We start from the raw sequence: 22,743 nt of genomic DNA on the forward strand, positions 1-22,743 counted from the left end.
GTTCCACCCCGTTGCTATGGAATGTGGTCGGGTCCACCAATGGTGGCACCAGCCGGCACGGCCATCCAGAGGCCGCCATCGTCGACGTGAGGCGGATGGTAGTCGCGCCCGGGCGGAATCTGTTCGAACACGGCCCCTGCCTCATCGGCAAGGTAGTCATAGCCCACATCCTGCAGGAGCCCCTTTGGATCAAGGTGGTGGTAGAGATTGCGGCGGGCGATCCGCCGCTTCGGCTCCATCATCTTTAAATGATAGAGGTTGAGCCCGCTGTTGCGGGCCTTGAAACCAAGATCGGGAGGATACCAGAGCCCGTGCAGGTCCTCTGGTCGGTACTTCGCCGGATCGTAGGCTCTGAACAGACGATACTGGAACTTTTCGGCCCACAGCCCGTCGACCCGGTACTCGGTCGGCGAATACAATTCGCGGAGCCGGAACCCCCAAGCCATGCGCCTGTAATCCCCCGTCAGCTGTCCGATCCGCTCCGCGGTACCGCGTTCCAGCCGCTCATCGGGATCAATAGCCAGGATCCAGTCGGCGGCAGCTTCATGCGCTGCGTCGAGCAAGATCCGCCGCCGCTGCGGCTCGCTGCTGAACACGCCGGTCGCCCCGCGATCGTCATAGGCAATCCAGCCGTCAACGACCGGATCGATATTGGTGATCAGATCGGCAACCAGATGCGCGTCATAACGATAGCTGAAAACTGCGACCGTTCTCTGGCGCGTCCAGAACAGTCGGCTCCGTCGCCAGCGTCGAGGCTTGATTTGGCTCGTTATCATTTTCTTGTTGCCGCTTTCACGCGATTTCGCACGCCAATATAGACACCCACGGATTTGACCAGCAGGGCAAGCCAGACAATTGGCATCGACATCATCGCGAAAGTTCGATCCCGATCGGAAAGCCCGATCTTCGCCAGCTTGCGGGCATTCCGCCGATCGCGAAACGTGTCGCGAAAACACCGAAACGGAGTGTTCAGGGCGGACGCTGCGAGGTAATCGCCGCGGCGACAGCCGCGCCTGTACTGATCGGCAAGCAATCTGGACAGCCGGGTTTCGTTGCGATGAACGGTTTGCACCTTAGGCTCCCAGACCGGCTGCAGTTCCTGCGGCAGCCGCCCCAGGAATTCGGTGTCTTCGGCAGCAGGCATGGTTTCATCGAACAAGCCATATTCATCGAACAGCCGCCGATCGAACGACACGCCGTAACGCAGCGCACGATCCGACGGCAGACCGGGAAGCCGTCGCATGAACATGATCAGATGAGCCGCACAGGCGATCAGATTGCGCGGATGGCTATTCACCATCGCGCTCGCCACGGCGCGGTCGCCAGCCAGATGCCGCTGCATCCGTGCCTCGGCCCAGCCCGAACAGGCGAGGCAATCATCGGCAAGAAAGGCAACGAAAGGCGCTTTGGTGGCCGCAATGCCGAGATTGCGGGCTGCGCCGACAAACAGCCTTCGACCGACCTCGATCACTGGCACCTTGACCCCGGCGCCGGTCAGCAGCGCCAGGACCTCGCCTCCGCCCGAGTTGACCACCATGATCTCGAGCGGCGCATTCTGATCAAGCAGGGATGTCACCGCCTCGACGATTTGAGCCGGCGCGCGATAGCCGATGACAATGACGGCAAGCTGCGGCGGGGCTGATTCAGGCACGTTGCAACTGGACGCGCGGAGAGGAAAACCAGCGCCGCAGCGCCAGCTTCAGCTGGTAGCGCCTGCAACGCCAGGTGTTCGACCGCACCTTCGGCGCCGCCGCCGCGATCCTCAGGAACCGCGCCGCCGTCTCCAGATCACCGCGCGCATAGTGAACCCGGGCGATCTTGAGGGCGACCAGCCCCTCCCTGGTCTTTAGCGACGGCAGTGGGATGCCACAGTCAGTCAGCTCGCGCAGCGCCAGCCGCCAGTCGAGAAAGCGGCGCACCGGCCTGGTGATGAAGCGATCATCAGAACGCACTGCCGAAACGTGGTAGATCATGACGGGATGCACGATCAGGGCAAGCGACGCCCTGCCCATCAGCCTGGACCAGAACAGCGTGTCCTCGTCATAGGCAAGCCCGGTCGGGAAGCGCGTGTCGCCGACGACGCGCCGGGAAACCAGCGCACTGCCCACGGCGATCGAGCGAATGTGACCTTCCAGATAGGCCGAGGCATTGGCTATACCGTCTTCTATGTAGCCGGCTGGAAGCTTGAGGTTCCGGTTCTCGCCATCGGTGCGCCGACGGTAGGCGCCGATCACCATGTCGGCGGCCGGCTGCGCCCCCGCCCGGACCAGCATCGACCGCAGCCCGCCCTCCAGATGCAAGTCGTCGGCGTCGATCAGGTAGATCCAGGAGCATTGCGCCTGCGCCAGCGCCACATTGCGGGAGCCGCCCGCGTCCCGGCAGTTGCTCATGAGCACGCGCAACGGCAACGAGAATTGCGTGGCGGCATTCAGCGCGGCTTCTGCCGTCCCGTCCGAGGAGGAATCGTCGACCAGCAGCACCTCGCCGATAACCTCGGCTTCGGAACGAAGCGAGGCCAGCGTGGCCGCTATGGTTGCCGCCGCATTGTGCGCCGGGATGATGACACTGATTGCCGTCAATACCGAACTCCGCATCAGCATGCCTGCCGACCGATCCTCCCCGAAGTTTCAACCGAGCATAACGGGCATCGCCGTTGTTGAGAAGCTGTGCTTCGAGGCTGTCAGGCCTTCTCGAGCGCGACCGGGATGACGTCGACGGCCTGGTCGCCGACCTGGCCGCCGGTGGTTTTCAGCACGCCGACGATCGGAGCCACGTCGGAATAGTCGCGGCCATAGCCAACGGTGATGTGGTCGTTGCTGGCCCGCATGCCATTGGTCGGGTCGAATTCCTGCCAGCCGGCATCGCGCCCACACCACACCTTGACCCAGGCATGCATGGCATCGGCGCCTTCGAGCCGCGGCTTCCCTTTCGGGGGAATGGTGCGCAGGAAGCCGCTGACATAACCCGCAGGAATACCTAGCCCGCGCAGGCCGGCGATCATGATGTGGGAGAAGTCCTGGCACACGCCCCGCTTCAAACCGAAGGCATCGCTGGCCCCGGTACGCACCGTGGTCGCTTCCCCGTCATAGGTGAAATCGCGGTGGATGCGGTTGCACAGATCGATGGCCATGCCGACCGTCGAGCCGCCGGCGCTGTCGCGGGCATAGGCGGTGATCGCCGCATCGATGCCGGCATGATCGCTGGCGGCGAGAAAGTGATGCGGTGCATCCGGCGCCAGTGACCGTACGGCGCCGAGTTCTTCCTGCAGGCGCTGCAGATCGGGCGACACGTCGAGCCCAGGCTCCGGCCGTGACACCGACACGCGCGCGCTCATTCTGATGTCGAGCCCGTCATGGACGTCGCGAAAGGCGATCGCGGTGACATTGTTGCCGAAGAAATCGGCAAAATCCGTGCGCTCCGATGGGGTCGGCACAAACGAAAGCGAGGCCGCGATCACGCGCTGCACGCCGGCAATGGTCGGCGGTAATACACGCACCTGATGCCGGCTGCCGCCGGCCGCGGCGTCATAATCGTAGCTGAGATGAAGCCTGATATCGTACAGCATGTTAACCAAAATACGCTTTAGCCAGGCTGCTATAGAGGTTGCCGATCTCAGTTGCGAGATCGTCCAGCACCTCCGCCGACATCTCCGATGGCTCCATGACGGCAATTGCCGTGTTGAGCTGCAGGATTTCCTTGGCCGCGACCGACATATGCCCCTCCGGCCCAACCGATGGCAACAGGCCGATCTCCGCCTTCAGCCGTTCGAGCTGGAACAGGATCGAGCGCGGGTTGAGTGGGTCGAGCGCCAAGAGGTCGATCACCGTGCGCCGTCCGGCCCGCACCGGATATTGCCGGCGGTGGGTCATGACGCTGTCGCCGATCTCCAGCATCATGTCGAGCGAGCCGTCCGGCGCACCGGACCTTGTCAGTCGGGCTAGCGTACGGGCGATCTGGATGCCGCGCTCGATCCGCCGGCCGATCTCGAGGAAACGCCAGCCGGTGAAACGGTACATATTCTCGTGCAACAGGCCAGAGAAACCGGCGAGCTTGCGCAGCATGACCGTCATCGCCCGTGTCGCGTCGTCACCCGGCGCCACCGTGGTGGCGAACTGATGAATGGTCTTCGACAGGTCCTTCAGCGCCAGCCAGCCATCGGGCGAAAAGCGGTCGCGGATCTGTCCGGCGCTGTAGACGGCGCTGTCCAGCGTGCCGATCAATCCGGGCGGAATGGCCGCTTCGAGATCGACGCCGAAGGGTTCGAGATAGTCCCTGATATCGGCGAGCAGCAGCATGTCAGGATCGGACGTCTCGGCCAGCCGCACATGATAGGCGCGCAGGATGCGAACCGTATCCTCCGAGCGCTCGATATAGCGGCCGAGCCAGGTCAGGTTTTCCGCCGCGCGGCTGGGCAGGCTGCCCGGCATGGTGCGGACAAAGCTGTCATGCTCCTGCGGCAGCAGCGTCTCGCGCTCGACCGACCGGTCGCTGACCACCCAGACGTCGGCCGCCTGGCCGCCGCGCTGCATGGCGATGGCCGTCGGGTCGAGCGAAAGGCCGACACGGGCGAAACCGCCCGGCATTACCGTCCAGCCATCGGGCGTGCGCGCCAGATAAACGCGCAGGCTTGCCGGTCGCGGTTCCAGCCAGCCGCCGACATAGACCGGCGTCGTCGACAGCGTCACCGCTTCCTGGCCGACGAAACCGCTGCCATCGCTCTCGATGCGCGCGATCAGCGCGATGCGTTCCTCCGGCGTCAGTGCCGAACCGAGCCTGGTCTGGCCGTCATCCTCGAAGGCCAGCCGCGTCGACAGCGCCGGACCGATCACCATGCGATCGATATTGGCAAGCACATGCGCCCGTTCGGTTGCTTGCCCGCACCACCAGGTGGCCACGCTTGGCAACAGAAGCTCTTCGCCGCGCAATGCGCGCGAAATCTTCGGCAGGAAGGCGAGCAGCGCCCGGGTTTCCATCAAGCCCGACCCCAGCGCATTGACCGTAGACACGGTGCCGCGGCGGATCGCCTCGACCAGCCCCGGCGTGCCGATATGCGAGTCCGACCTCAGTTCCAGCGGATCGGCAAAGGCGGCATCGAGCCGCCGCCACAGCACGCTGATCGGCATCAGCCCGGAAACCGTGCGCACCATCAGCTTGCCGCCGGAGACGGTCAGATCCTCGCCCTCGAGCAGCATGATGCCGAGATAGCGGGCGATATAGGCGTGCTCGTAATAAGTCTCGTTGAGCGGCCCCGGCGTCAGAATGGCGACGCGGCCGTCATTCTCCTTCGCCATGCCGATCAGCGCATCGCGAAAGCGGCGGAAGAAACCGGCCAGGCGATGCACATGCATCTCGCCATAGACGTCGGACAAAGCCCGCGTCGTGGCGACGCGGTTTTCCAGCGCAAAGCCGGCGCCCGACGGCGCCTGCGTGCGGTCGCCCAGCACCCACCAGCTTCCATCCGGCCCACGACCGAGCTCGAAGGCGCAAAAATGCAGGAAATGACCGCTGGCCGGCATGGTGCCGACGACGGGGCGCAAATATTCGGGGCTCGCCGCAATCAGGCCTGCCGGCAGGATTCCCTTCTCGATCAGCCGGTTCGGCCCGTAAATATCAGCGACTATCTCCTCGAAAAGCTCGGCGCGCTGGACGAGACCGGCGCTGATCCCGGCCCATTCCTTGTCTTCGATCAGCAGCGGGATATGCGCCAGTGGCCATTCGCGCTCGTTGGCGCCGGCCTTGTCGTAGACGCGATAATAAACGCCGGCGTCGCGCAGATACTGGTCGGCGCGGGCAAAGCGCTGGCCCAGCTTTTCGGGACCCAGCTCCTCCAGCGCCTCGATGAAGGGCGCCCAGGCCGGACGCGGATGGCCCGAAGCATCGACCATCTCGTCGACGACGCCGTCAATCGGCTGATAGTGCTCCAGCAGACTGTGCCTCAGCGGCTTGCCGCGGACCTTTTTCTGATTCCCCTTTGCCATCGCTGATCAGAGTCTTGCTGGCCGCCTGAGGTCAAGGGTCATGGGGAAGTCTTCAGAGGCTTCTTCATTGCGCACCACATAGGCCGACGGCGTATGGCCGCGCGGCTCGAAGCGGGCGAGACGCCGCGCCTCAGCCTCATTGCCGTTGACCGGGAAGGTGTCGTAGCTGCGCCCACCTGGATGCGCGACATGGTAGACGCAGCCGCCCACCGCCCGCCCCGACCAACGGTCGTAAATGTCGAAAACCAAAGGCGTGTTGACCGGCAGCGCCGGATGCAGGCCCGACGAAGGCTGCCAGGCCTTGAAGCGCACACCGGCCACCGCGACCTCGCGATTGTCGGTGACCTTCATCGGCACGATTCGGCCATTGCAGACAATGGCATGACGTTCCGGGTTGAGGCCTTCGGTCCTGACCTGCAGCCGTTCGACCGAGGAGTCGACGAAACGCACAGTGCCGCCGATTGCGCCTTGCTCGCCCATGACATGCCACGGCTCCAGCGCCTGCCGCAGTTCCAGCTTGATGCCGGCATGCTGGACTTCGCCGCAGAACGGAAAGCGGAACTCCAGCTGGGCATCGAACCATTCCGGCCGGAATTCGAACCCGTTGAGCTTGAGGTCGTCGAGCACGTCGAGGAAATCCGCCCAGACATAGTGCGGCAGCATGAAACGGTCATGGAGCGAGGTGCCCCAGCGCACGAAGCGGCCATCAAGCGGGTTGTTCCACGCACGGGCGATGATGGCGCGTACCAGCAATTGCTGCGCCAGCGACATGCGCGCATTGGGCGGCATCTCGAAACCGCGGAACTCAACAAGCCCAAGCCGGCCGGTCGGGCCATCGGGCGAAAACAGCTTGTCGATGCAGATTTCCGAGCGGTGCGTATTGCCGGTGACATCGGTCAACAGGTTGCGAAACAGTCGGTCGACCAGCCAAGGCAGCGGTGGGTTGCCCTGGCCCGGGTGCGGCACCTGCGCCATCGCGATCTCGAGTTCGTAAAGCGAATCGTGCCGCGCCTCGTCGAAGCGCGGCGCCTGGCTGGTCGGGCCGATGAACAGGCCGGAGAATAGATAGGACAGCGACGGGCGCCGCTGCCATTGCAGCACCAGGCTCTTCAACAGATCGGGCCGGCGCAGGAACGGGCTGTCATTGGGCGTCGCGCCGCCGACGACGACATGGTTGCCCCCGCCGGTACCGGTGTGGCGGCCGTCGATCATGAACTTGTCGGCGCCAAGCCGCGTCTGCCGTGCTTCCTCGTAGATCGCCGTCGTCGTCGCCACGCAGTCCTGCCAGTTGGCAGCCGGATGGATGTTGACCTCGATGACGCCGGGATCGGGTGCCACCCTGATGACGTTGAGGCGCGGATCGTGCGGCGGTCCATAGCCTTCGATATGGACGGGAAGGCCGATCGCCTTGGCCGCGTTTTCGGCGGCTGCGACGAGTTCGAGATAGTCTTCCAGCGCCTCGACCGGCGGCATGAACACGCACAGCCGCCCGTCGCGTGGCTCGACCGAAAGTGCTGTACGCACCGCGCCGCCGATCTCGGTGATCTCCTGTTCGACCCTATCCTGCTGGCCGGTCGTCGCCGTGAAAGAAATCGCCTGCTGGCGTCGTGCCATCTCGTCGGCGCCTTCCAGCTCGGCCGGAGCCGGTTCTGGCAGTATGGCTTCCCGCGCCGGCAGCGGTCCACGCGGCAGCGACGGATCGACCGGCACAATATAGGGGAACTGCGCCGGCGGCACATAGGGCAGCGTGCCCAGCGGCAGGCGGTAACCGACAGGGGAATCGCCCGGCACCAGGAACAGCCGCCCGCGCCGGGTCTTCCACTTCTCCGAGCGCCAGCGCGGGTCCGAAGCCTGGCTGTTCCAGCGCTGCACCGGCAGCACGTAGCCCGACGGCTTGGTCAGCCCGCGCTCGAACACTTTCGCCATGCGGCTGCGCTCTTCCGGGTCTTCCAGCTTGGAGTTGGACGGATCGACATTGTCGGGCAGCTTGCCTTCTTTCAGCAGCCATTCGGCCGGGTCCTCATAGGCCTCGCTGACCATCGCCTTGTCGATGCCGAGTTCGCCGGCGATTGCCGTCAGCAAGCTCTCGGCCTGCTGCGGCCCCACCTTTGCGTCGCTCTTTTCGCGTGCGATCAGCGACGGATCGCTCCACACCGGCTGGCCGTCGGTGCGCCAATAGAGCGAAAAGGTCCAGCGCGGCAGGCTTTCGCCCGGATACCATTTGCCCTGGCCGTAGTGGAGGAAGCCGCCCGGCGCGAAGCGTTCGCGCAATTTACGGATCAGCGCATCGGCCTTTTCGCGCTTGGTCGGGCCGACGGCGGCGGTGTTCCACTCGGCGGACTCGAAATCGTCGATGGAGACAAAGGTCGGCTCGCCGCCCATGGTCAGCCTGACGTCGCCCGCTTGAAGTGCGGCGTCGACCTTGTTGCCCAGCGCATCCAGCGCCTGCCAGCTTTCGTCCGAGAATGGCTTGGTGATGCGCGGATGTTCGGCGATGCGGTCGACACGCATGTCGAAGCCGAATTCGACATTGGCGAAGCTCGCCATGCCGGAAATGGGTGCGGCGTTGCGGAAATGCGGCGTGGCCGCCAGCGGCACATGGCTTTCGCCGGTGAGCAGGCCCGACGTCGGATCGAAGCCGATCCAGCCGGCGCCCGGCAGATAGACCTCGCACCAGGCGTGCAGGTCGGTGAAGTCGACGGCGGTTCCGGCTGGGCCATCGAGCGCGACCAGATCGGGCTTCAGCTGGATCAGATAGCCTGAGACGAAACGCGCGGCGAGGCCGAGATTCCTGAGAATTTGCACCAGCAGCCAGCTCGAATCCCGGCACGATCCCTTTTTCGCGGCCAGCGTTTCCTCCGGCGAGAACACGCCGGTTTCCATCCGCACGATATAGGCGATCTCCCGCTGCAGCCGCGCATTGAGGTCGACGACGAAATTGACGGTGTTGGTGGCGCTACGGTCGATGGTTGCGAGGAAAGCCGACAGCAGCGGCCCCGCCGGCTCCGGCGTGCGGTAGATGGCGAGATCGTCCCTGATGTCTTCGGGGTACTCGAACGGGAAGGTCTCGGCCGATGGCTCGACGAAGAAATCGAACGGATTGTAGACCGTCATGTCGGCGACGAGATCGACCTCGATCTTCAATTCCGTCACTGGTTCCGGGAAGACGAAGCGGGCCAGGAAATTGCCGTAGGGGTCCTGCTGCAGATTGACGAAGTGGTTCGCCGGCCCGACCTTCAGCGAATGGCTGAGCACCTTGGTGCGGGAATGCGGTGCCGGCTGCAGCCTGATGACCTGGGGCCCGAGAACCACCGGCCGGTCATATTTGTAATGGGTCAGGTGGTAGACGGCTGCCAGTATTGCCATGGGGCCCCGGAGATCGGCGTTTCTTCAGCCGAACCCTGACACATCTATTGGCCATTCTCCAAGCAGAGATGTTGCGCTGCACCTAAATTAAGCAGCCGAAGCCGGCTACGCTGTGTCGAGATTCAGGTCAGGCCGAGTCGAAAATGGCTGATACCGAGAACCGGAGCAGAGCGTACTTTTGGCACGCGAGCACCGGAAGCGCAGGTATCGGCCATTTGCAGGCCGGCCTCACTTGAATTCGGCACAGCTTAGAAAAACGCCTGTATCCCCGTCTGCGCCCGTCCCAAAATCAGCGCATGCACGTCATGCGTGCCTTCATAGGTGTTGACCGTCTCCAGGTTCTGCGCGTGGCGCATGACGTGGTAGCCGATCTGGATGCCGTTGCCGCCATGCATGTCGCGGGCCTGGCGCGCGATGTCGAGCGCCTTGCCGCAATTGTTGCGCTTGACGATCGAGATCATTTCCGGGGCCATCTTGCCTTCATCCATCAGCCGCCCGACGCGCAGCGAGCCCTGCAGGCCCAGCGCGATCTCGGTCTGCATGTCGGCGAGCTTTTTCTGGAACAGCTGCGTGCCGGCGAGCGGCTTGCCGAACTGCTTGCGGTCGAGTCCATACTGCCGGGCCCGGTGCCAGCAATCCTCGGCGGCGCCCATCGCGCCCCAGGAAATGCCGTAGCGGGCCCGGTTGAGGCAGCCGAATGGGCCGCCGAGGCCCCTGGCGTTGGGCAGCAGCGCGTCTTCGCCAACCTCGACGCCTTCCATCACCACCTCGCCGGTGATCGAGGCCCTAAGGCTGAGCTTGCCGCCGATCTTCGGCGCCGACAGCCCCTTCATGCCCTTCTCCAGCACGAAACCGCGGATTTCGTCCTTGCCGTTGTCGCCCTTCAGCTTCGCCCAGACCACGAACACGTCGGCGATCGGCGCGTTGGATATCCACATTTTCGAGCCGGAAATCTTGTAGCCGTTCGCCGTCTTCTCGGCCCGCGTCTTCATGCCGCCCGGATCGGAACCGGCATCCGGCTCGGTCAGGCCAAAACAGCCGATCCATTCGCCCGAAGCCAGCTTCGGCAGGTATCTCTTGCGCTGCTCTTCCGTGCCATAGGCATGGATGGGGTACATCACCAGCGACGATTGCACCGACATCATCGAGCGGTAGCCGGAATCGACCCGCTCGACCTCGCGCGCCACCAACCCGTAGGTGACGTAATTGGCGCCGAGCCCGCCATATTCCTCAGGGATGGTGATGCCGAGCAGGCCGGCCTCGCCCATCTCGCGAAAGATGCCGGCATCGGTCTTTTCCTCGAGATAGGCCTCCTCGATGCGCGGCGCGAGCTTGTCGGCGGCAAAGGCGGCCGCGCCATCGCGCACCATGCGCTCATCCTCGGAAAGCTGGTTCTCGATCAGGAAGGGGTCTTCCCAAACGAACGCGTTCTTGTCGGCGGCCATGGCTTCGCTCTCTCCCAAAATCTTGAAGTGCTCGGGCTTATCCGCCTTCGCTTCGGAAAAATCAAACAAAATTGCATCACCGATCAATGAGGTTTAGTAATGGATCATGAACGTCCAACGCCGGCTTTTGCCCAGCACCAGCGCCCTTGCCGCCTTCGAGGCCGTGGCCCGCCTTGGCTCCTTCACCGCTGCCGCCCAGGAACTCGATTTGACCCAAGGGGCCGTCAGCCGCCAGATAGCCCTTCTGGAGGAACAGTTCGGCCGCCGGCTGTTCGAGCGCGACAGCCGCAATGTTCGGCTGTCCACGGCGGGCGAAATCTATGCCGAAGCCGTGCGGGCGGCACTCGGGCAATTGCGCGACGCCGCGCTCGGATTGATGAGCAATCGGCATAGCGGCATGCTGAACCTCGCCATACTGCCGACCTTCGGCACGCGCTGGCTGATGCCTCTGATCCCGGATTTCGTCGCAGAAAACCCTGACATCACCATCAACTTTGTCACCCGCATCGGCCGCTTCGACTTCGCCCGCGAGCGGCTCGACGCCGCCATCCATCATGGCCAGCCCGACTGGCCGGACGCCGATTCCACATTGTTGATGCGCGAAACCGTGATGCCGGTGGTTTCGCCCGACTTCCTTGCCAGCCGCGATATCACCACGGCGGCCGACATCAGCCGCCTGCCGCTGCTGCACATGGCGACGCGTCCCGGGGCCTGGGGCGAATGGTTCGAGGAACAGGGCTTGAGCGCACCGATCGGACCCGGCATGCAGTTCGAGCAATTCGGCACCGTTGCCCAAGCCTGCATGGCGGGGCTTGGCGTCGCGCTCCTGCCGCAAGTTCTTATCGCCGGCGAATTGCAGCGCGGTCAGCTCGTGCCGGCGCCGGGACAGCCGATGCAAAGCCGCAGCGCCTACTACCTCGTCGTCCCGAACGACAAGCGCGGCCACCCGCCCGTCGTCAGCTTTCGCGACTGGCTGCTGGGCCAGGTTGAGAAGGAACCGGCCGTTCTGGCCTGGTAGCTACTTCCGCTTCATCGGCACGGTTTCCGGCTGGAAGCGCAGCGTTTTTGCGACTTGCGTTCGGCAACTTTCGCATCGAGCTTGCTTTTGATCCGGGCGAAAGCCTGGTCTCCATCGACCGAACTGCCACTCGCCATGCCCTCGTCCCAAAGACGCCCCAACTCTTGGACACTCACTTTCTCGAAACTTGCCATATCGCGCGTATCTCCACACAAGGATGGTAGATAACGCTCTAGCGATTGCAAGGAACCATTCGAGGCTACTTCCGCTTCAAGGCATCGGCCAGTGCTGCGCCAAACGCGCCTTGCTGTGCCGGTCGTTCCGGCTGACGCCGCGGCATCGGCGAAGGTTGCGCCGGCTTGCCGCCGCCATTGTCGCGCGGCCCCTTCGGCATCCCGCCCTCGCCGCCGTCCTTGCGCATGGACAGCGCGATGCGCTTGCGCTTGATGTCGACATCGACGACCCGCACCTTCACCACGTCGCCGGCCTTCACCACCTCATGCGCGTCCTTGATGAAACGATCGGCCAGTTGCGAGACATGCACCAGCCCGTCCTGGTGCACGCCGATATCGACGAAGGCGCCGAAGGCAGCGACATTGGTGACGGTGCCTTCCAGAAGCATGCCGGGCTTCAGATCCTTGATGTCGTCGATGCCATCGGCAAAGGTTGCGGTCTTGAAGCCGGGGCGCGGGTCGCGGCCGGGCTTTTCCAGCTCGGCAATGATGTCGCGCACCGTCGGCAGGCCGAACCGTTCGTCAACGAAGACGCGCGGATCGAGCGCCTTGAGCGCGGCACTGTCTCCCATCAGCGAGCGCACATCGCGGCCGCAGGCGGCGACGATCTTCTTGGCCACGCCATAGGCTTCCGGATGGACCGACGAGGCGTCGAGCGGCTCGCTGCCATTGGCAATGCGCAGGAAGCCTGCGGACTGTTCGAACGCGCGCGGTCCGAGCCGCGCTACCTTGAGCAGCTCCTTGCGGCTGGCGAACGGCCCGGTCGCATCGCGATGCGCGACAATGGCGTCGGCAAGCGAAGCGCCCAGGCCTGACACGCGGGCCAAGAGCGGCGCCGAGGCGGTGTTGAGATCGACACCGACGGCATTGACCGCGTCCTCCACCACCGCTTCCAGCGAACGGCCGAGCCGATACTGGTCGACATCGTGCTGGTATTGGCCGACGCCGATGGATTTCGGCTCGATCTTGACCAGTTCGGCGAGCGGGTCCTGCAGGCGCCTGGCGATCGACACCGCACCGCGCAGCGACACGTCGAGCCCGGGAAACTCAGCCGCCGCTGTCGCCGAGGCCGAATAGACCGAGGCGCCGGCCTCGCTGACGATCACCTTGAGCGGCTTTGGCCCACCATCCGAAGGCATGTCGGACAGCATGTCGGCGACCAGCTTTTCAGTCTCGCGGCTGCCGGTGCCGTTGCCAATCGAGATCAGCTCGACCTTGTGCAGGCGGATGAGCTTGGCGAGTTCCGCCTGTGTGCCGCGCACATCGTTCCGCGGCGGAAATGGATAGACCGTCGTCGTCGCCAGCACCTTGCCGGTGCCATCTACCACCGCGACCTTGACGCCGGTGCGGATGCCGGGATCGAGTCCCATGGTCGGCCGCGAGCCGGCGGGTGCTGCCAGAAGCAAATCCTTGAGGTTGCGTGCAAAGACATGGATCGCCTCTTCCTCCGCCCGCTCGCGCAGATCGCGCATCAAATCGAGCGTCAGGTGCAGCGAAAGCTTGATCCGCCAGGTCCAGCCGGCGACTTCCATCAGCCAGCGGTCGCCCGGCAGGCTGCCGCCGATGGCGTAGGCATTGGCGATCATCCGCTCGACCGGCTTCACCGGCGAGGCATGGTCGGCATCGACCTCGATGTCGAGCGACAACACCTCTTCGTTGCGGCCGCGCAGCATGGCCAGCGCACGGTGGCTCGGAACATTTGCCCAACGCTCGACATGGTCGAAATAGTCGGAGAATTTCGCCCCGGCCTCCTGCTTGCCGTCGACGACACGGGCACGCATGAAAGCGCGCTCCTTCATGTAGGTGCGAAGCTTGCCGACCAGATCGGCATTTTCCGCAAACTGTTCCGACAGGATGTCGCGTGCGCCTTCCAGTGCGGCCTTGGCGTCGGCCACATCCTCGGTCACATAAGCCAGCGCCGCCTGGGCGGGCACCAACGACCGGTTGGCCAAAATAGCCTCCGCCAATGGCCCCAGCCCGCGCTCCCGGGCGATCTCGGCCTTGGTGCGGCGCTTGGGCTTGTAGGGCAGGTAGATGTCTTCCAGTTCAGCCTTAGTGGCGGCAGCCACAATTTTGGCCTCAAGTTCGTCGGTCAGCTTGCCCTGCTCGCGAATCGAACCAAGGATCGTATCGCGCCGCGCATCGAGCTCGCGCAGATAGGCCAGCCGCTCGGCAAGGTCGCGCAATTGCGTGTCGTCGAGCCCGCCGGTGACCTCCTTGCGGTAGCGCGCCACGAACGGCACCGTCGCGCCCTCATCGAGCAGCCCTATAGCTGCTGATGCCTGCTCCGGCCGCGCCCCGATCTCTGCCGCGATGATGGATGCGATGCGTTTGCTGTCTGCTGCCATGCTGGTCCCTGTCGCAAAGAGCGGCGACCATAGGCGCTGATGTCCGTCCCGCCAACCGCAGTGTTCTCAAGCGTCAAAGAGGTCCACAGGAAAGCGCCTTGCTTTGGCTCGTCCTCAGACCATCCCGCTCAGCGCCTCGAAAAAGGCAACGATCTCGCGTTCGAGCGGATAATCTTCAGGCACCGGCTGCGACCCCATTTTTGCAATCACCACTTCCATCTTCGGATCGACGTAGAGCCATTGGCCGTGGATGCCGATGCCGCAGAAAGCACCGTTTGCCGCACCCGTCTGGTACCATTTGTTGCGATAGCGGCCCTTCGGGAACAGATGCACCATCGTGCCGCGCTGCCAGGCCTCCGCGCTGCCGCCGGCAACGGTCGTATCGCGCACCCAGCCTTCCGGCACGATGCGCCGGCCATTGGCCGTGCCGCCCTGCCGCATCATCTCGCCGATACGCGCCAGGTCGCGCGGCGTCACCGAAATGCCGCCGGCGGTGCGCGCCGTACCTTCCATGTCGACGCCGATCGAAGCCTCGCTGACAGCACCTAGCGGTAGCCACAGTTTCTCGCGCATCAAGTCCGGGAAGCGCAGGCCGGAAGCTCGTTCGAGCAGCAGGCCGAGCAGATCGGAATTGGGCGAACGGTAGCGGAAGGTTTTGCCGTGCGGTTCTTCGAGCCGCTGCAAGGTCAGAATGAATTCGCGCAAGCTTTCAGTGCCGCCGCCCGGATTCCACAGCGTAGCGCGACGGTAACGGGCAAAGGCGCTTTCGGGATCGAGATAGGCCTCCTCGAAGTCGAGGCTGACGCTCATATCGAGCACATGCCGGCAGCTTGCATCGGCATAGGCCGAGCCGGCGGCTTCCGGAATGTACTGGGTCACCGGCGCTTCCGGGTCGAACACGCCCTCGCCTTCCAGTATTCCGGCGATGATCGCGGTGACCGATTTGCTGATCGAAAAGATGATGTGACGGGCGCCGAAATCCATATTGGGCGCGAACCAGTCGCCGATGACCTTGCCAGCCTTCATCACCGTCAGCGCGTCGCTGCTCGAACGTGTGAGGAATTCGGCCACCGTTTCCGGGGCGCTGGCGATCGAAACCTTTTCGCCGAGCAGGCCGCTCAGGTCCCGCACCGGCGCTTCGACGCTTCCCGGCGTCGCCGCCACGGGAGCGGTCGGCACCAGTTCGCCAAGGTTCTGGAACGACCAGCGGTTGAAGGGGTTTTCGCGCCAGTTGGAGAGCAGCACCTCATTGCGGGCAAAGCCGTAGCGGGTCTCGAACGCGGTCTTGCCGGTCATGAACGTTTCCTCAGAGGGTGATTTGTTGTGGGTCAACCAAGCGCCATGGCGATGGTGTGCACCGCCTTCAGCGTTGCCACCGAATAGGCGACATTGCTGAAATCCGGATAGGTCGAAAGCTTGACCACGACCATGCCGGTGTCCCAGTCGATATGGATCATCTGCCCGAACACGCCCCGGCACATCAGCGCGCGTGAGCGCGGGTCTTCGATCCAGAACTGGTTGCGATAGCTGCCTTCGGGCAGGCTCGGATTGAAGTCCGGCCCATGCCTGCCGTTGCGCGTCGCCTCGACCCAGTCGGCCGGCACGATGCCGCGGCCCTTGTCGAGGATCAGCTGGCCGAAGCGGGCGTAATCGCGCAGCGTCGCGTTGAAGCCGCCATCGGCCAGCGCATAGCCGGCGCTGTCGACCGTGAAGCAAGCGCTTTCGTCGGCGCCGAGCTTTTGCCACAGCTCCTCGGACACCAGCTGCGCCAGCCGTTTACCGGTGACCCGCTCCATGATGAAGGCAAGCACGTCGGTCTCGATCGAGCGGTACTCGAACGCGGCGCCATGCGGCCGCACCTTGTCCTTCAGCTGCAGGATCAACTCGAACAGATGCGGCGGCCATTGGAAATCCGGATCGCTGTCCGGCGGCACCGGCTTCCAGCCCGTGGCGACATCAACCTGGCCGATGTCGGAGTAACGGTCGGTGTATTCCTCGGAAAAGCGCACGCCGGTGGTCATATCGAGCACATGCTGCACGCTGGCGCCGTCCCAGCCGGTCGCGCCGAGCTCCGGCAGATAGGCGGTCACCGGTTTGGCCGGGTCGATCAAGCCGCGCCCAACCAGAATACCGAACACGGTGCCTGTTACCGACTTCGCCATCGACTGCGACAGATGCAGCGTGCGCTCGGCCATGCCGTTGAAATAGCGCTCATAGGCGACCTTGCCGTCTTTGAGCACCAGGAAGCCGTCCGTGTAGGTCTCGTCGAGCAGGCCAACGAGCGTCGTCGGACGGCCCTTGCTGTCTTCCACCGGCAGCGCGTCGAGATCGGTCTCTGCGCGCTCAAGACGATGGCGATGGCCATTACCGCGCCAGACCTCGATGGTCGGCAGGAATTCGCGGATGTGTTGGAAGGCCCAGCGATTCCATGGCGGCCGGTCCCAGTCGAGCTTCGGCAGCACCATTTGAGGCGGCGAGCCCTGCATGATCGACGGCCGCGGATCGCTGTTGCGATAGGAGTCCATGAAAGCCATTCCGGAAAAGAAAAGACCCGGCGGCGCATGCCGCCGGGTCTGTCAGACTGCGGTTATTTCTGCAGTTCGGTCCAGATCTTGGTGTAGATGTCCTGGATCTCAGGCGCGCACATCTTCTGGAATTCGCCTTGTGCCTTCGCAGCCTCCGGAATGACGACTTCCGGGGCATCCTTCATATCGGCCGGCATGTACTTGTCCGAGCCGGTAATGGCGTTTGCGTAGCGATGGAAGGCCGAGAGGCCGGCCGCGTTTTCCGGATCCATGATGAAGTTCTGGAACAGCTTGGCGTTCTCGACATTTTTGGCTTCCTTGAGAACGACGACGTTATCGCTCCACAGGCCGTAGCCTTCCTTCGGATAATTGTAATGGATGGCCGGATTGGCCAGCCGCTGACGCAGCGCCGAACCGTTCCAGTCGCTGGTCGCCTTGAAGTCGCCGGCGCCCATCTTTTCGATGGTGTTGTATTCCATGGCGATCCAGTTCGGCTTGGCCGCGACAAGCGTGTCGCGCACCTTCTTCAGCACCGTCTTGTCGTCGGTGCACTGCTGGCCGCCGACATATTTGATCGCCGCGAAGATAACGTCATTCATCTCGGGAACGACATTGGTCTTGCCCTTCAGCTCGTCCGGGGTGTTGAAGATGATGCCCCAGCTGTCGGCTGGTCCCTTGTAGGCATCGGTGTTGACGACGACGCCGACGGTGCCCAGCGCCCACGGCACGGAATATTTGCGGCCGGGGTCGAAGTCTGGATTGGCCCATTCCGGCGCCACGTTCTTGAAGTTCTCCATCTTGCCCGGATCGGTCTCCTGCACGAGGCCCTCCTTGATCCAGATCGGCACGTAGGTTTGCGACGGAACGGCGATGTCGAAGCCGGTGCCGCCCTGGCGTACCTTGGCGAGCGCCGTATCGTTGGAATCGTAATCGGTGATGGTCACCTTGACGTTGTATTTGGCTTCGAACTTTTTGATCACGTCGGGGCTGGTATAGTTGCCCCAATTGTAGATGTTCAGCTCGCCATCGGCGCTGGCCAGGCTCGTCGTTGCGAGCAGCGCCAACCCCATGGCGGCTGTCGTTGTTTTCCAGTTCATGGTTTTAGCTCCCATTTGTCGGTTCAGTCTCTTTTCCTGCTGACGAAGAAAAACAACGTGACGATCGCGACCGAAAGCAGCAGGAAGGCGGTCGATATCGCGTTGATCTCAGGCGTGATGCCGCGGCGGATCTGGCCGAGCATGTAGGTGGGCAGCGTATCCTGGCCGCCCGATTTGACAAACTCGGTGATGACGACGTCATCGAGCGAGATGACGAAGGCCAGCATCAGTCCGGCCAGTATGCCGGGCCACAAAAGCGGCAGCGTGATGCGGCGGAAGGTCTTCCAAGGCGTCGCGTACAGATCGGCGGCCGCGCGCTCCAGCGTCAGGTCCATGTTTTCCAGCCGCGCCCGGATCGGCAGATAGGCGAACGGGATGCAGAACGCCGTGTGCGCGGCGATCAGATAGCCAATGCCGGAATAGCCGGTGAAGATCTTGATGCGCGAGAAGAAGATCAGCAGCGCCACGCCCGTGACGATCTCGGGCACCATCAGCGGCTGGTTGATCGCCGCATATTTGAAGGTGAGGCCCGGATAGGACGCGGTGCGCGTGGTGGCGAGCGCGGCCATGGTGGCAAAGATTGTCGACAGCACCGCAGCGACGGCGCCGATCTGGAACGAGCGTAGCGTCGCGTCGATAACTTGCACGTTCTGCCAAGCCGACTGGAACCAGCGCATCGAAAAGCCGCCCCATTCGGACGTCGAGTTCGCCGCGTTGAAGGCATAGGCGACCAGCACGATGATCGGCAGATAGAGCACGATAAAACAGGTCGCAGCGATCACCGTGAAGCCGGTCTGGTGCTTGATGGAAAAGTTCTTAGCCATGCCGCGCCCCCGACTTGCCGGCATTGCGCACATAGGCAAGCAGCGCCACCATGACGATGATCATCACCGTGATCGACAGCGCCGAGCCGAGCGGCCAGTTGCGGCCTTGGCCGAACTGCAATTCGATCAGGTTGGACAGCATCATATTCTTGCCGCCGCCAAGCACGCTCGGCGTCACATAGGCGCCAAGGGCTGGAATGAAGACCAGGATGGAGCCGGCAATGACGCCGGGTTTGACCAGCGGGAAAATGATCTTCCGCAATACCTTGAATCGGGTCGCGTAGAGGTCGTAGCCCGCCTCGACGAGGCGAAAATCAAGCTTCTCCATGCTGGCATAGATCGGCAGCACCATCAGCGGCAGATAGACATAGGCCATGCCGATCAGAATCGCCGTGTCGGTGAAGAGGATCTGCACCGGCGCTGAGACGATACCAAGCTTGATAAGGATGGTGTTGATGATGCCTTCGTTGCGGATGATCTGCAGCACGGCGAAGGTGCGGATCAGAAGGTTGGTCCAGAACGGAATGGTGATCAGGAACAGCCAGAGATCCCTGGTTTTCTCGCTGCGCGTCGCCATGAAATAGGCGGTTGGAAACCCCAATGCCAAAGTGGCGATCGTCGTTATCACCGCCAGCTTGATCGAGCGCCAGAAGATGGTGACATGCGCTGCCGCAAGCGAAAGCGTATCGTCGAAAATGTCGCGTTCCATGAACACCGACAGCCAGGCATCGGGCGAAAACTGCCACTTCACATCGCCATAGGGGCCAGGCGTCAGGAACGAGTAGATCAGCACGATCAGCAAGGGGCCGGTCGCGGCGAGGAAGATCACCAGCAAGGCTGGCGCTGACAGCAGCCACCGGTCGCGCACATCGCGTCGCTCCGCTGCCTTGGCGACTTGTTCCGCGGTCGCCATGATCAGTCCTTCAGCACTTGCGCGGCGTCGTTGCCGATCATGATGCCGATCTGGCCGCCCTGCACGAAGCCGTCACCGGCGCCGCGGCTGTTCTGACGCCGCACGATGAACGGCTCGCCACCGGCAAGGCGCAGATGGAAGTGCGTGTCGGTGCCGAGATAGACGATGTTTTCGACGGTGCCGGACAGCGAAGCGCTCGGGCTGGCCGTGCCCAACTGCGCATGCTCTGGACGCACGACGATGGTGACCTTGCCGCTGGGGCTGAAGCCTTCCGGCAGCGAGGCTGGGATTTCCACACCAGACGGCAGCTTCACCGTCGCCCGGCCACCAGTCGCGCTAACCACATCCGCCTTGAGGAAGTTCGACTCGCCGATGAAGTCGGCGACGAAACGCTCGGCCGGCCGGTCGTAGATGTCGCGCGGCGAGCCGACCTGCAGGATTTTGCCCGACGACATCACCGCGATGCGGTCCGACATGGTCAGCGCTTCCTCCTGGTCGTGGGTGACGAAGATGAAGGTAATTCCGGTCTCGTGCTGCAGCCGCTTCAATTCGATCTGCATTTCCTTGCGCAGCTTGTAGTCGAGCGCCGAGAGCGGTTCGTCGAGCAGGAGCACCTTGGGCTGCGGCGCCAGCGCCCGGGCGAGCGCCACGCGCTGCTGCTGGCCGCCGGAGATCTGGCTGGTTCGGCGACCCGCCAGCGCCTCCATCTTCACCAGTTTCAGCATCTCGGCGACGCGCGCCTTGATCTCGGCCTTCGGCTTGCCCAGCATTTCCAGGCCAAAGCCGATATTGTCGGCGACCGTCATATGCGGGAACAGCGCGTAGGATTGGAAGACGGTGTTGACCGGCCGCTTGAAGGGCGGCAACGGCGCGATGTCCTGACCGTAGAGAAGGATTTCGCCGGCGGTTGGAAAGTCGAAGCCGGCAATCAGCCGCAGCAACGTGGTCTTGCCGCAGCCGGATGGTCCCAGCAGGGTGAAGAACTCATTCTCGCGGATGGATACCGAGACCGTATCGAGGGCAGCAACCTGCCCCTCACCCGATCCGAAAATTTTACTGACGTTTACGACTTCAATTGCATTCCGATCCGGTTTTTCCGGCACGATACGCCTCACTGTTGACCCCGCTCTTGCTGGCGGAGTTTTTCCCCTGTTCGATGTGACCACACGGCCGGTTGGTTGGCAAGTCCGGCATTGAACCACAGTTCAGTCGGTCATTTCGTCTTGCAAGCGGCAAGCTGTGCAAGCCGCATGCCATTGTCAGGCCTGGTAGGTTACCTTGCCACCGCAGACCGTCGTCACCGGTCGCAGCTTGTGCAGATCGGCCGGCGCCGTCTTCTCGATATCGGCCGACAAAACCACCAGATCCGCCATGTAGCCGGGTTTCAGAACGCCTTTGCGATGCTCGGCGAATTCGGCATAGGCGCCCTCGACCGTGTAGGCGGCAATCGCTTCCTGCAGCGAGAAACTCTGGTCAGGATCGCCTTCTGCCCATGGTTTGCGCTGCACTGCCGCCTGAATGCTCAGGATCGGGTCGATCGCCGCCACCGGCCAGTCCGAGGCGAACACGACATGGGCGCCGGCGCTTTTCAGGGTGCGCCAGGCATAGCTCAGCGGCCAGCGGGCCGGTCCGATGCGTGACACCGTCGGCTCCAGTGGAAAATCCATGGCGCCGGGCGGATGCGACGGCTGCATCGAGGCGATGACGCCGAGTTCGGCAAAACGCGGCACGTCGGCTGCTGTGGTGACCTCGATGTGCTCAACCCTGTGCCGGCTGTCGCGCTTGCCATTGAGCTTCTGCGCCGCCTCGTAACCGTCGAGCACTGCGCGCACCGCGCCGTCACCGATCGAGTGCACCGCGATCTGCAGCCCGCGTTTGTCGATAGCCACGGCGAGATCGATAAATTGCTGCGGCGTGAACAGCGGCTCGCCGACCCAGTCGGGACGATCCGCATAGGGTTCGACCATAACAGCGGTCCAGGAATCGAGCACGCCGTCATAGAACACCTTGACCATGCCCGATGACAGCCACTCGCTGTGGTAGCGCTCGGCCATGACGGACGCCTTCTCGAGCATGTCGAGTGTCATGAAATTCTTGTAGTGGAACGGGATCTTGACGCGGCAGGGCAATCCCTCCTCGGCCTCGATCTCGGAAAGCAGTTCGAGCTGGTAGAGATTGCCGTCCATGTTCTGGATCGAGGTGATGCCGTGGCGCGCGCACCATGCAAGCCCGCGCCGCATGATGTCACGGTCAGCGGCCCGCTCGGCGGCCGACGGCATTGGGTCGGGCTCACCGCCGGTCGACAGCCCCAGCCGCACCCGGCTTTCGCCGGCAAGGTCGAGCACCGGACCGAAGGCCTCGCCCTCGCGCAATTCGCCCGCGGCCAGGCCGTCGCCACCCATCACGATCTCGTTGCCCGGACCGAGCGTGCGTCCCTTCAGGATGCCGGCTATCTCCAACGCCTTGGTGTTGGCCCACATCGTATGGTGGTCGGGCGCTGCCATGCAGAAGGGGCGGTCGGGCAGGATGGCGTCGAGATGATGGCGTGTCACCCGCTCGTCGCCGAGCACGGTGTAGTCGACGCCCTGGCCCACAAGCATTTTCGCCTCGGGCCGCGTCGTTGCGTAGTCGCGGATGGCGCTTTGAAGCGCCTCGAAGCCATGGATACCGCCGAGTTGAAGATGCGCGAGCTCGGCCCCTCCCGAGAACAGATGCATGTGGGCTTCGATGAAACCGGGCAGGACCGAACCGCCCTTGGCGTCGATCACCTCTGTGGTCGTTCCCTTGAGTTTTTCGATGGCGGCGTGGTTGCCTATGGCGATGATGGCGCCGTCCTTGACGGCAATCGCCTCGGCGGCGGGATTGTCATCGTCCATGGTCCGCACGCGACCATTGATGACGATCAGATCAGCATTTTGACCCGCACCCGTGACAGACATCGCGACTCCGCGCTTTTGACGACTGGCTGAGACCGACAACCCTCTTGTCCGACAAGC

At 63.5% G+C, this 22,743-nt stretch carries 17 protein-coding genes; 1 reads left to right on the top strand and 16 read right to left on the bottom strand.

Annotated elements, in window-relative coordinates:
• Positions 1-14: 14 nt before the first annotated feature.
• From AC3EMP_RS29840 to AC3EMP_RS29870, 7 genes are all read right to left on the bottom strand, one after another.
• Positions 15-776: a hypothetical protein gene (locus tag AC3EMP_RS29840; protein ID WP_023686315.1), complete on the bottom strand. Its 762-nt coding sequence runs from the start codon at positions 774-776 to the stop codon at positions 15-17.
• The gene (locus AC3EMP_RS29845) at positions 773-1,651 is read right to left on the bottom strand and encodes a glycosyltransferase family 2 protein (protein WP_023741010.1); all 879 of its coding nucleotides are present in this window, start codon (positions 1,649-1,651) and stop codon (positions 773-775) included. The genes AC3EMP_RS29840 and AC3EMP_RS29845 overlap by 4 nt, the downstream gene beginning before the upstream one ends.
• The gene (locus AC3EMP_RS29850) at positions 1,644-2,579 is read right to left on the bottom strand and encodes a glycosyltransferase family 2 protein (protein WP_352711288.1); all 936 of its coding nucleotides are present in this window, start codon (positions 2,577-2,579) and stop codon (positions 1,644-1,646) included. The genes AC3EMP_RS29845 and AC3EMP_RS29850 overlap by 8 nt, the downstream gene beginning before the upstream one ends.
• A 101-nt stretch (positions 2,580-2,680) precedes the next feature.
• Complete coding sequence (locus tag AC3EMP_RS29855; RefSeq protein ID WP_023725136.1) at positions 2,681-3,565, bottom strand: transglutaminase family protein; 885 nt, start codon at positions 3,563-3,565, stop codon at positions 2,681-2,683.
• Position 3,566: 1 nt separating this feature from the next.
• A complete protein-coding gene (locus AC3EMP_RS29860) occupies positions 3,567-5,978 on the bottom strand; it encodes a circularly permuted type 2 ATP-grasp protein (protein ID WP_352711285.1) in 2,412 nt (803 codons plus the stop codon).
• Between the two features lie 6 nt (positions 5,979-5,984).
• Positions 5,985-9,344: a transglutaminase family protein gene (locus AC3EMP_RS29865; protein ID WP_023699742.1), complete on the bottom strand. Its 3,360-nt coding sequence runs from the start codon at positions 9,342-9,344 to the stop codon at positions 5,985-5,987.
• Positions 9,345-9,592: 248 nt separating this feature from the next.
• Positions 9,593-10,789 (bottom strand): acyl-CoA dehydrogenase, encoded by a 1,197-nt coding sequence (locus AC3EMP_RS29870; RefSeq protein WP_027049851.1) that lies wholly within the window; start codon positions 10,787-10,789, stop codon positions 9,593-9,595.
• A gap of 106 nt (positions 10,790-10,895) precedes the next feature.
• On the opposite strand from AC3EMP_RS29870, the gene AC3EMP_RS29875 reads away from it, so the two are divergent.
• A complete protein-coding gene (locus AC3EMP_RS29875; protein ID WP_023686321.1) occupies positions 10,896-11,807 on the top strand; it encodes a LysR family transcriptional regulator in 912 nt (303 codons plus the stop codon).
• Between the two features lie 11 nt (positions 11,808-11,818).
• Here the strand turns inward: AC3EMP_RS29875 and AC3EMP_RS29880 are convergent, their stop codons facing one another.
• The 9 genes from AC3EMP_RS29880 to AC3EMP_RS29920 form a co-directional block, all read right to left on the bottom strand.
• On the bottom strand, positions 11,819-12,001 hold the full coding sequence (locus AC3EMP_RS29880) for a hypothetical protein (protein ID WP_023820690.1): 183 nt from the start codon (positions 11,999-12,001) through the stop codon (positions 11,819-11,821).
• 65 nt (positions 12,002-12,066) lie between these two features.
• On the bottom strand, positions 12,067-14,388 hold the full coding sequence (locus AC3EMP_RS29885) for a Tex family protein (protein ID WP_352711281.1): 2,322 nt from the start codon (positions 14,386-14,388) through the stop codon (positions 12,067-12,069).
• Positions 14,389-14,502: 114 nt separating this feature from the next.
• Positions 14,503-15,684, bottom strand: a complete 1,182-nt coding sequence (locus tag AC3EMP_RS29890; protein WP_352711279.1) for a serine hydrolase domain-containing protein — start codon at positions 15,682-15,684, stop codon at positions 14,503-14,505.
• A gap of 32 nt (positions 15,685-15,716) precedes the next feature.
• Positions 15,717-16,913 (bottom strand): serine hydrolase domain-containing protein, encoded by a 1,197-nt coding sequence (locus AC3EMP_RS29895; protein ID WP_352711277.1) that lies wholly within the window; start codon positions 16,911-16,913, stop codon positions 15,717-15,719.
• Between the two features lie 62 nt (positions 16,914-16,975).
• Entirely contained in the window at positions 16,976-18,010 is a 1,035-nt protein-coding gene (locus AC3EMP_RS29900; protein WP_023683465.1) for an ABC transporter substrate-binding protein, read from the bottom strand.
• A gap of 23 nt (positions 18,011-18,033) precedes the next feature.
• Complete coding sequence (locus AC3EMP_RS29905; protein ID WP_023671766.1) at positions 18,034-18,834, bottom strand: ABC transporter permease; 801 nt, start codon at positions 18,832-18,834, stop codon at positions 18,034-18,036.
• The gene (locus tag AC3EMP_RS29910; RefSeq protein ID WP_023691712.1) at positions 18,827-19,747 is read right to left on the bottom strand and encodes an ABC transporter permease; all 921 of its coding nucleotides are present in this window, start codon (positions 19,745-19,747) and stop codon (positions 18,827-18,829) included. The genes AC3EMP_RS29905 and AC3EMP_RS29910 overlap by 8 nt, the downstream gene beginning before the upstream one ends.
• Positions 19,748-19,749: 2 nt before the next feature.
• Positions 19,750-20,850, bottom strand: a complete 1,101-nt coding sequence (locus tag AC3EMP_RS29915) for an ABC transporter ATP-binding protein (RefSeq protein WP_023691713.1) — start codon at positions 20,848-20,850, stop codon at positions 19,750-19,752.
• A 156-nt stretch (positions 20,851-21,006) separates the two neighbouring features.
• Positions 21,007-22,686, bottom strand: a complete 1,680-nt coding sequence (locus AC3EMP_RS29920; protein ID WP_023683468.1) for an amidohydrolase — start codon at positions 22,684-22,686, stop codon at positions 21,007-21,009.
• Positions 22,687-22,743 lie beyond the last annotated feature (57 nt).

It is taken from the genome of Mesorhizobium sp. P160219, from assembly GCF_057786095.1.